We start from the raw sequence: 7,493 nt of genomic DNA on the forward strand, positions 1-7,493 counted from the left end.
CCATGACCGACCTGATCCACGGCGTCTACACCGAGGGCGAGAAGATCGCCGACACCAAGGCCCCCAAGGTCCCCGTCGCGGGCATGTGGGAGAAGCGCAAGATGGACGCGGCGCTGGTCAACCCGGCCAACCGCCGCAAGCTGTCCGTCATCATCGTGGGCACCGGCCTGGCCGGTGGCGCGGCGGCCGCCACGCTCGGCGAGGCCGGCTACCACGTGAAGTCATTCTGCTACCAGGACTCCCCGCGTCGGGCCCACTCGATCGCCGCCCAGGGCGGCATCAACGCGGCCAAGAACTACAAGGAAGACGGCGACTCCGTCTACCGGCTGTTCTACGACACGGTCAAGGGCGGCGACTACCGCTCGCGCGAGACGAACGTCTACCGCCTGGCCGAGGTCAGCGCGAACATCATCGACCAGTGCGTGGCCCAGGGCGTGCCCTTCGCCCGTGAGTACGGCGGCCTCCTCGACAACCGCTCCTTCGGTGGCGTCCAGGTCTCCCGTACGTTCTACGCGCGGGGCCAGACGGGCCAGCAGCTCCTCATCGGCGCCTACCAGGCGCTCGAGCGGCAGGTCGCGGCCGGCACCGTGGAGATGTTCACGCGGCACGAGATGCTCGAGCTCATCGTCGAGGACGGGCGCGCGCGAGGCATCATCGCCCGCGACCTCGTGACCGGCGAGATCCAGACGCACCTCGCCGACGCGGTCGTCCTCGCCTCCGGCGGCTACGGCAACGTCTTCTTCCTCTCCACCAACGCCATGGGCTCCAATGTCACGGCGAACTGGCGGGCGCACCGCAAGGGCGCCTACTTCGGCAACCCCTGCTACACGCAGATCCACCCGACCTGCATCCCGGTGTCCGGTGACCACCAGTCCAAGCTCACGCTCATGTCCGAGTCGCTGCGCAACGACGGCCGGATCTGGGTGCCCAAGAAGCGTGAGGACTGCGAGAAGGACCCGCGCACGATCCCCGAGGCCGACCGCGACTACTACCTCGAGCGCATCTACCCGGCCTTCGGCAACCTCGTGCCGCGTGACATCGCCTCGCGCCAGGCCAAGAACATGTGCGACGAGGGCCGGGGCGTCGGCCCGATGGTCGGCGACTTCCGTCGCGGCGTCTACCTCGACTTCGCCGACGCGATCAAGCGCCTGGGCCAGAAGGCCGTCGAGGAGAAGTACGGCAACCTCTTCGACATGTACGCGCGGATCACGGGGGAGAACCCCTACGAGACGCCGATGCGCATCTACCCGGCCGTGCACTACACGATGGGTGGCCTCTGGGTCGACTACGACCTGCAGTCCACGATCCCCGGGCTCTTCGTCACCGGTGAGGCGAATTTCTCCGACCACGGCGCCAACCGGCTCGGGGCCTCGGCCCTCATGCAGGGCCTGGCCGACGGCTACTTCGTCCTCCCCAACACGATCCGCGACTACCTCGCCAAGGGCCCCTTCCCCAAGGTGTCCGAGGACGCCCCGGCCGTCGTCGAGGCCCGCACCGCGGTCGAGGAGCGCACCAAGCGCCTCCTCGCGATCAAGGGCGAGCGCAGCGTCGACTCCTTCCACAAGGAGCTCGGCAACATCATGTGGGAGTACTGCGGCATGGAGCGCACCGAGGCGGGGCTGCTCAAGGCCATCGACCTCATCCGTGGGCTGCGCGCCGAGTTCTGGCGCAACGTCAAGATCCTCGGGTCGGCGGACACCCTCAACCAGAGCCTCGAGAAGGCCGGCCGCGTCGCCGACTTCCTCGAGCTCGGTGAGCTCATGTGCATCGACGCCCTCCACCGGGCCGAGTCGTGCGGTGGACACTTCCGGGCGGAGAGCCAGACCGAGGATGGTGAGGCGCTGCGCCACGACGACCAGTTCCTCTACGTCGCGGCGTGGGAGTTCGGCGACGGCGAGAGCGACCCGAACCAGCCGGGCTCGACGATGGGTGCCCCGGTGCTCCACAAGGAAGACCTCGTCTACGAAGCCATCGAACTCAAGCAGCGGAGCTACAAGTAATGGCCACCTCGACCAAGAGCGACCCCAAGAACATGGACCTCACGCTGCGCATCTGGCGCCAGGACGGGCCCTCCGATCGCGGACACCTGCAGACCTACGAGGTCAGCGACATCAGCCCGGACATGAGCTTCCTCGAGATGCTCGACGTCCTCAACGAACAGCTCAACGCCAAGGGTGAGGAGCCGATCGCCTTCGACTCCGACTGTCGCGAGGGCATCTGCGGGATGTGCGGCCTGATGATCTCCGGCCACGCGCACGGCCCGGAGAAGACGACGACCTGCCAGCTGCACATGCGCTCCTTCAAGGACGGCGACACGATCACGGTGGAGCCGTGGCGTGCCGACGCCTTCCCGATCATCAAGGACCTGGTCGTCGACCGGAGCAGCTTTGACCGGATCATCCAGGCCGGCGGCTTCATCTCGGTCAACACCGGTTCGGCCCCTGAGGCCAATGCCGCGCCCGTGCCGAAGCAGAAGGCCGACCGCGCCTTCCAGTCCGCCGAGTGCATCGGGTGCGGCGCCTGCGTCGCCGCCTGCCCGAACGCCTCGGCGATGCTCTTCATGGGCGCCAAGGTCACCCACTTGGGCGAACTGCCGCAGGGCCAGCCCGAGCGGTGGGCCCGGGTGGTGTCGATGGTCTCGCAGCACGACCACGAAGGCTTCGGCGGCTGCACCAACACCGGCGCCTGCTCGGTCGCCTGCCCCAAGGGCATCCCGCAGGACGTCATCTCCACCCTCAACAAGGACCTCCGGACGGCGATGCGTCAGGGCGGCTGACGGCGTTGTTGCAACGGCCGCGGTTCTTCCCGCGGTGAGGTGAGCGGGCGGCATACCGAAAGCTTGGTGTGCCGCCCGCTCAACCGTGTCGGCGTTGTTCCCGTCTGCCGCGGTTGTTCCGCCCGCGGCCCTGGGTTCACCGTGAGGAGCGGCCGGTCCAGTTGACCATGGCCTCGGTGGGTCCGGCACCAGCGGCCGACACGACCTTGGGGCCGAAGGGCACGCCATGGGCGATCCCGCGCGGCATGTCGTCGGGCAGGCTGGCGCGCGCGGCGGCCAGGCCGATCGTCCCGAGTCCACCCGGTGCCTCGCTCGGCTGGCCGGTCGCCATCGCCAGATCCCAGGCGTGGGTGAGGACTTCCATGACATAGATGCCGGTCACGATTCTCCCGGGCAGGATCGGGCCCCAGCCGAGCTGGATCGGGGTGTCCAGCACGTCATCGGTCCAGACCGTGCGGGCACTGGCCGACTTCTCGCGGATCGCGCAGGCCACCTCCTGAAGGGTCCGGTCGTCCACGTGCTCGACCGCCCAGGCCTCGGCGGCGGCAGCCTGCTCGGCAGGGGTCGCGTCATGGTCACGCAGGACATCGCGGTGGTCGGTCGCGAAGCCGATGATCTTGGTGTCGACCGTGGACATGTGGGCCAGAAGGGCTCTGACGTCGAAGTCACGGCACGGGGTCGAGGCGTCGAGTTGGTCCATGCGGACGTTCTCGACGATGGTCGCTGCCCAGGCCTGGGCCGCGAAGAGCGGCTCGCGCAGGTCCGGGGTCGTGGGGGTCGTGGGGGCCGCGGGGGCCGTGGTGGTGCTCATCGGGTACTCCTCGAGGTGGTGCGGATGCTGACCCCTTCAGGGTGAACCGCAAAAGGTGACATCCTCTGTCACTGTTTCTGGGAGAATCTCCCTCCATGCGGGCAGACCGGCTCATCGACCTCGTCACGCTGCTCCGTCGCCACGAGCGGCTCAGCGCCACGGACCTCGCGCGCCGCCTCGGAGTGTCCAAGCGGACCGTCCTGCGGGACCTCGATGACCTGTCGGCCAGCGGCGTGCCGGTGTATGCCGAGCACGGTCGCCTCGGCGGTTTCTCCTTGCTGCCCGGATATCGGCCCGAGACGGCTGGTCTCACCGAAGGTGAGTCCACGGTCCTCTTCGTGCCCGGGGGTGAGCCGGCCGCTGATGCTCTGGGTCGTGGCGCCGAGTTCCGTTCTGCCCGAAGAAAACTCGAGGCGGTCCTCTCTGACAACGCCGCCCGCGGTGTCGGGGACCTCGCAGACTGGCTGCTCATCGCCCCGGAGGGCTGGGGTGAGCCCGTGGAGCCCCCAGCCCTGCTGCCGCGGCTCGCGGCGGCGTGCGCACGGCATACCGTCCTCGACGTGGAATACCGGGCGCGGGGGGAGCGAGGCCGCCTGCGGCGGGTGCGACCCCTCGGTCTCGTCCTCGGTGGCCGGACCTGGTATCTCGTGGCGCTCAAGGACGACACCGGTGAGCAGCGGACCTATCGCGTCGACCGGGTCCGGGCGATCGCCGACTCCGGCCGGGAGTTCGATCCGCCGGGCATCACCTTGCGCGAAGCCTGGGAACGGGCTCGCACCGACATGCGTGAGCAGAAGGACTATCGCGTGATCCTGCGCGCGACCAGCGATGTGGCCCCGATCGTCAGCTACGTCGTGTCCACCGTCGGCCGGGTGACCAGCATGGCGACCCTGGCGGATGGTCGCCAGGAGATCACCGCCCACTGCGACCGTCTGGAGGCTGCCGCCGCCATGCTTGCCGGCGTGGGGGAGCGGGCCGAGATCGTCGACCCACCTGCGCTCATCGAGGCCGTGCTGGACGTCTCACGGCACAACCTGGCGCGCTACGGAGGCGCGTGAGCGGGAACAACCGCGGCATCCGGGAACAACGCCGTCACAGCCAGGAGAGGTGGTCCTTGAGCAGGGCATAGCCGACGAAGGCGACGACATCGAGCAGGGTGTGGGCGACGACGAGCGGCATGACCCGTTTGGTCCGCGTGTAGATCCAGCCGAAAATCACGCCCATGACGGCATTGCCGACGAACCCACCGAAGCCCTGGTAGAGGTGATAGCTCCCGCGGATCAGGGCGCTCACGACGATGACCGTCCACTGCGTCCAGCCGGCCTGGGCCCATCGACCGAAGAGGTAGGCGACCATGACGACTTCCTCGAGCACGGCGTTCTGGGCCGCAGCCAGGATGAGCACCGGGATCGTCCACCACGCGCCGGAGAGGTTCGCGGCGGCGACGGTGGTGTTGAGCCCGATGGCCTTGGCTGCGGCATACAGGCCCAACCCCGGCACCCCGATGACGGTCGCGAGGCCGGCGCCACGCAGCAGGTCCTGCACCGGCTTGCGGAGGTCGAAACCCACGATCCGGTATGCCGCGGGCTCACCGTGCGCACCCGGCCCCGGTCGCGTCGTGAGCAGGTGCAGGGCAAGGAAGGCGGGGATGACGCCGAGCGCGACGCCGACGAGTTGGTAGGCCAGGTCGAGCCACGGGCGATCCGGGGTGACCGAGGAGTTCAGGGCCGAGGTCTGCTGACCCAGGGCGACCTCGCGGGTGAGGCGCTCGATGATCCGCAGGATGGACCAGATCGCCGACGCCCCGAGCGAGACGCCCAGGACGAGCCAGGTCTCGGTGAGGAGCCCGCGCCGTCCGGGGGCCTGGCTCACAGTCGTCACGGGGTCACTGTAGGTCGGGACACTGGGACGGCTGGCCTCGTCCGGCTGCGACCTCGTGCCGCTGGGCGGTGCTCTCGGCCCAGGCGGGCACCGAGGAACTGCGCGACGTCGCCGAGATGGTGGGCATCGAACTCGTGGTCATCGACGAGGCGACCACGATCCCGGCGTTGCGTGACCACCTGCGGTGGGGCGCGGCATACCACCGGTTGGCGGCTGGTCCCTGAGTCGAGCCGCGCGTCCCTCAGTGGGCGAAGGCGTGGCCGCTCAGGTAGTAGGCCGGGATTGACTCGCGACGGGCGAGACGACGCGGGCGCTGCGTGGCGACGAGGTCGCGGACGACGACACCGAGGCCGAGCAGCAGGGCGACGCTGCCCAGGGCGATGAGGACCTGGAAGAAGGTGATGACGTTGTCGGCTCCGGTGAGCATGGCGTTCTCCTCTGTTGAGTGGTGGCGTTTCTACATCTGTAGTATCTACAGATGTAGAAACCATGTCAAGCCCCCGCTGCCGGCTCACGCAGAACCCTGGGTTTGACGACAGGGCGGAGGCAGAATGTGGGCGATGACCGCAGCGAGCACGACGACGGCGCCGACGCCACCCCATGCGGGGCGCCGGCTCGAGCTCGTGAGCGCCGCGCAGCGAGTGGTCGGAGCAGGCGGACTGCGGGCCCTGACGCACCGAGCCGTGGACGCCGACGCCGGTCTGCCCGAGGGCAGCTGCTCGTCCTACTACCGGACGAAGGTCGCTCTCCTGGGCGCCCTCACCGAGCACATCGGGCATCAGCTGCGGGTCAGCGTCCTCGACCTCGGAGGCCGTCTCGACGTGGTCCACGCCAGGCATCCCGACGGCCAGGAGCGCGCCGACGCGGTGGTCGGTGAAGTGGTGGCCCTCTTCGAGCGATGGCTCGACGAGCCGGGCCTGGTCGTCACCCAGGCCGAGCTCGGTCTCGAGGCATTGCGCCAGCCCGAACTCGGCGCCGCACTGGCTCAGTGGCGCGCCGGTCTGGTCGACGTCGTCGCGGAGATTGCCGCCGGCTCGGGCAAGGAGTGCAGCCGCGGCCGGGCCGACGGACTCGTCGCAGCCCTCGAGGGCATCCTGCTGGGCGGCCTCACGCACGGCGCCGGAGACGGACCGGCGAGAGCCGAGCGCGCGGCATACCTGACCGACGCGGTGCTGCTCGTCCTCACACCCCTGGCCTGACGGCGGGGCGCCTCAGGCGTAGTCGGGATGCAACCCGCTGTCGCGGTTGCGGCGCCAACGTCGCACCTTGAGCCAGAGCCAGATGAACAGCCACGCCATGAGCACCAGGGCGAGGATCACCAGGATCGGCAGGAAGATCGCGATGAGCGAGAGCCCGATCGAGGCGCCGTCCTCGACCGTCGAGACCACCGGAGCCCCCGCCCCCACCGTGCCGGCGTTGATGACGGGTCGGGCCGCCATCTTCCCGGTGTGCACCAGGCCCGAGACGAGGATGCCGAGCACGATGCCGACCCAGGGGTTGTCCTTCATCCACTGGCTGGAGTCGAGGGACTCGGCCGACTGGGTGGCGGTGAAGATCAGGCCACCCATGCTCGGGCGGATGAAGGTCTGGATCGTGTCGTTGACGGTGTCGATGGCCGGGATCTTGTCGAGGACGAGCTCGGCGATCAGCAGGATCGAGCCGATCCCGATCGCCCACCACGACTCGATCCAGGCAAAACTCGTGGGCAGCGTGATGAGGTCGGTGAAGCGGGCGATGAGCGCCACGATGAGGAAGGGGATGTAGGCGTTGAGGCCCGCGGCGGCGGACAGGCCCATCCCGGTCAGGGCAGCGATCACGAGTGATCCCTTCGATGCAGGTGGTCACAGGAGTGACCGAGCGATCAGGTGAACGTCGCCCACTCGGCAGGGTAATCCCGCCACGCCCGGCCCGGGGTGAGCCACGGTCACAGGCTGTCCTCAGCCCTGCCGGTATGCCGCGGGGCCGGCTCCCGGAAACCCGTGCCGGCGAGCCGGTGGTCGCCGCCTAGGTGTACCCGGCCAGGAG

General features: G+C 69.1%; 9 protein-coding genes. 5 read left to right on the forward strand and 4 right to left on the reverse strand.

The window, feature by feature from the left end; translation table 11 throughout:
• Positions 1-2: 2 nt before the first annotated feature.
• Entirely contained in the window at positions 3-2,000 is a 1,998-nt protein-coding gene (locus tag BN10_RS06985; RefSeq protein WP_010850510.1) for a fumarate reductase/succinate dehydrogenase flavoprotein subunit, read from the forward strand.
• 32 nt (positions 2,001-2,032) lie between these two features.
• Complete coding sequence (locus tag BN10_RS06990; protein WP_040752859.1) at positions 2,033-2,776, forward strand: succinate dehydrogenase/fumarate reductase iron-sulfur subunit; 744 nt, start codon at positions 2,033-2,035, stop codon at positions 2,774-2,776.
• A gap of 136 nt (positions 2,777-2,912) precedes the next feature.
• Here BN10_RS06990 and BN10_RS06995 read toward each other — a convergent pair whose 3' ends face one another.
• The gene (locus BN10_RS06995) at positions 2,913-3,587 is read right to left on the reverse strand and encodes a TIGR03086 family metal-binding protein (RefSeq protein ID WP_010850512.1); all 675 of its coding nucleotides are present in this window, start codon (positions 3,585-3,587) and stop codon (positions 2,913-2,915) included.
• Between the two features lie 95 nt (positions 3,588-3,682).
• Here BN10_RS06995 and BN10_RS15680 point away from each other — a divergent pair, with 95 nt between their 5' ends.
• Positions 3,683-4,645, forward strand: a complete 963-nt coding sequence (locus BN10_RS15680) for a helix-turn-helix transcriptional regulator (RefSeq protein ID WP_010850513.1) — start codon at positions 3,683-3,685, stop codon at positions 4,643-4,645.
• Between the two features lie 34 nt (positions 4,646-4,679).
• On the opposite strand, the gene BN10_RS07005 is transcribed toward BN10_RS15680, so the two are convergent.
• Positions 4,680-5,468 (reverse strand): CPBP family intramembrane glutamic endopeptidase, encoded by a 789-nt coding sequence (locus BN10_RS07005; protein ID WP_010850514.1) that lies wholly within the window; start codon positions 5,466-5,468, stop codon positions 4,680-4,682.
• Between the two features lie 68 nt (positions 5,469-5,536).
• Between BN10_RS07005 and BN10_RS16805 the strand changes: the two genes are divergently transcribed.
• Positions 5,537-5,692, forward strand: coding sequence for a hypothetical protein (locus BN10_RS16805; protein ID WP_010850515.1), 156 nt, complete (start codon positions 5,537-5,539; stop codon positions 5,690-5,692).
• 17 nt (positions 5,693-5,709) lie between these two features.
• On the opposite strand, the gene BN10_RS07010 is transcribed toward BN10_RS16805, so the two are convergent.
• Complete coding sequence (locus tag BN10_RS07010; RefSeq protein WP_010850516.1) at positions 5,710-5,895, reverse strand: hypothetical protein; 186 nt, start codon at positions 5,893-5,895, stop codon at positions 5,710-5,712.
• 133 nt (positions 5,896-6,028) lie between these two features.
• Between BN10_RS07010 and BN10_RS15685 the strand changes: the two genes are divergently transcribed.
• Positions 6,029-6,667: a TetR/AcrR family transcriptional regulator gene (locus BN10_RS15685; protein ID WP_051369642.1), complete on the forward strand. Its 639-nt coding sequence runs from the start codon at positions 6,029-6,031 to the stop codon at positions 6,665-6,667.
• A 12-nt stretch (positions 6,668-6,679) separates the two neighbouring features.
• Here BN10_RS15685 and BN10_RS07020 read toward each other — a convergent pair whose 3' ends face one another.
• Positions 6,680-7,285, reverse strand: coding sequence for a DUF4126 domain-containing protein (locus BN10_RS07020; RefSeq protein ID WP_010850518.1), 606 nt, complete (start codon positions 7,283-7,285; stop codon positions 6,680-6,682).
• Positions 7,286-7,493: the final 208 nt, after the last annotated feature.

This window comes from Phycicoccus elongatus Lp2, from assembly GCF_000367525.1.
Taxonomy (GTDB): Bacteria; Actinomycetota; Actinomycetes; order Actinomycetales; family Dermatophilaceae; genus Phycicoccus_A; species Phycicoccus_A elongatus.

Coding starts and splice junctions, on each gene's coding strand:
- BN10_RS06985 (WP_010850510.1), top strand. CDS start 3: ATGACCGACCTGATCCACGGCGTCTACACCGAGGGCGAGAAGATCGCC.
- BN10_RS06990 (WP_040752859.1), top strand. CDS start 2,033: ATGGACCTCACGCTGCGCATCTGGCGCCAGGACGGGCCCTCCGATCGC.
- BN10_RS06995 (WP_010850512.1), bottom strand. CDS start 3,587: ATGAGCACCACCACGGCCCCCGCGGCCCCCACGACCCCCACGACCCCG.
- BN10_RS15680 (WP_010850513.1), top strand. CDS start 3,683: ATGCGGGCAGACCGGCTCATCGACCTCGTCACGCTGCTCCGTCGCCAC.
- BN10_RS07010 (WP_010850516.1), bottom strand. CDS start 5,895: ATGCTCACCGGAGCCGACAACGTCATCACCTTCTTCCAGGTCCTCATC.
- BN10_RS15685 (WP_051369642.1), top strand. CDS start 6,029: ATGACCGCAGCGAGCACGACGACGGCGCCGACGCCACCCCATGCGGGG.